The sequence below is a fragment of the Paenibacillus sp. HGH0039 genome, from assembly GCF_000411255.1.
In the GTDB taxonomy this organism is placed as follows: Bacteria; Bacillota; Bacilli; order Paenibacillales; family NBRC-103111; genus Paenibacillus_F.
The window spans coordinates 278,328-280,066 of record NZ_KE150412.1; the positions used below are offsets into that span (position 1 = coordinate 278,328).

General features: G+C 55.9%; 1 protein-coding gene. It reads right to left on the reverse strand.

Features of this window, described 5'->3' with window-relative positions; genetic code table 11:
- Positions 1 to 1,739 (reverse strand): condensation domain-containing protein (locus tag HMPREF1207_RS01080; protein WP_036739383.1); only part of this gene is annotated, 1,739 nt, incomplete at both ends.

Genomic DNA, 1,739 nt, shown 5'->3' on the forward strand with positions numbered 1-1,739 from the left:
TGCACCTGCGGAAGCTCGGACATGGCCGGATTGAACGCTTCGAGCAGCTGCTCTTTTTCGGAAGGAGTCACCAGGTCAAGATCGGCGATTTTGGCCTCCGGCTTCTCGGCGATGGCACCGAGCAGCTGCTCGAAATGCTGCGCCATCCGTTCCACCGTTTCTTTTTTGTATAAAGCGGTCGAATATTCAAAGCTGTAATCCAAACCGCCGCTGTCTTCCATTACATCCAGGCTTAAATCGAATTTGGCCATGGCGCTGTCGCTCGGATACGAGGTCAGCCGGAGACCTTCGAGTTCAAAGTCTTTGTTATCCGTATTTTGCAGCGTGAACATGGTATCGAAAATCGGATTGCGGCTTAAATCCCGGGCAACCTGCACCTTTTCCACGAGCTCCTCGAACGGATAATTCTGGTGCTCGTACGCGCCGAGAGTCGTTTCCTTGACCTCCTGCAAGTAGGAGAGGAACGTTTTCTCCGCGGCCGGATAGCTGCGGATCGCCAGCGTATTGATAAACATTCCGATCAGCGGCTCCACATCACCGTGGTTCCGGCCCGCAATCGGTGTGCCGACAACAAGGTCTTCCTGTCCGGTATATTTATGCAGCATTACCGTATAGGCCGCAAACAGAACCATGTAGAGCGTGGTTCCGGTTTCCGCCGCAAGCTGCTTCAGAGCATCGCTTTTCTGGGCATCCAGGAAATATTCGAGCGTCCGCCCTTCATAGCTCTGGACGGCGGGACGGGCATAATCTGTCGGCAGTTCCAGCACCGGCAGTTCTCCCCGGAAAACGTCAAGCCAGTAAGCTTCCTGGCGTTTTAGCTGCTCTTTCTGCGTTTCGGACTGCTGCCAGACGGCGTAGTCCTTATACTGAATGCGCAGCGGCTCCAACGCTTCTCCGCTGTATAAGCGGACGAACTCTTCCACCAGCACGTCCATCGAAACACCATCGGAAACGATATGATGCATATCAAACAGCAAAACGTGCCGCTCTGCCGCTATCTCCACCAAGCCTACGCGCAGCAAAGGAGGTTTGGCCAAATCGAACGGTCGGACAAAATCCCGCACCGTTTCAGCCGCTTCTTCCTCGGCCGCCGAAAAATGTTCCACGAAGAAATCCACGGCCGCATATACCCGCTGCACTGCTTCCCCGTTCACCATTTCAAAGCCCGTGCGCAGCGTCTCGTGCCGCTCAATCAGTCTGCGGAATGCTTCCTCGAACCGGTTTTGATCCAATGCCCCTTCGAGCAGCAGCGCTCCCGGCATGTTATAGCTCAGCTCCGCCCCCTCAAGCTGGTTAAGAATGTACAACCGCTTCTGCGCCGATGATTGCGGATAATGGTCTTGTTCTTCGGCAAGAGGAATGGAGACATGCTCCTGCCGTTCCATCCGCGCGATTGCCGCTGCCATTTCTTCAACCGTCGAATGGCGGAAAACATCTCTTAACGGCAGATCAACGTTCAGTTCTTTGTGCACTTTGCCGACAAGCGTCGTCGCCCGCAGGGAATGTCCGCCCAGGTCGAAGAAGTTATCGCGTATGCCGATTTCCTTCTGAAGACCGAGCACGTCCTGCCAGATGGCGCACAGCTTCGTTTCCAGCGGCGTCCTTGGCGCGATATATTCCGCGCCTCCGTCCGCGCCCGCTTCCGGCGCCAGCAGCGCCTTGCGGTCGACTTTCCCGTTCGGCGTCAGCGGAATCCGCTCCAGCCGGATGAAATACGACGGGATCATGTAGCCCGGCAG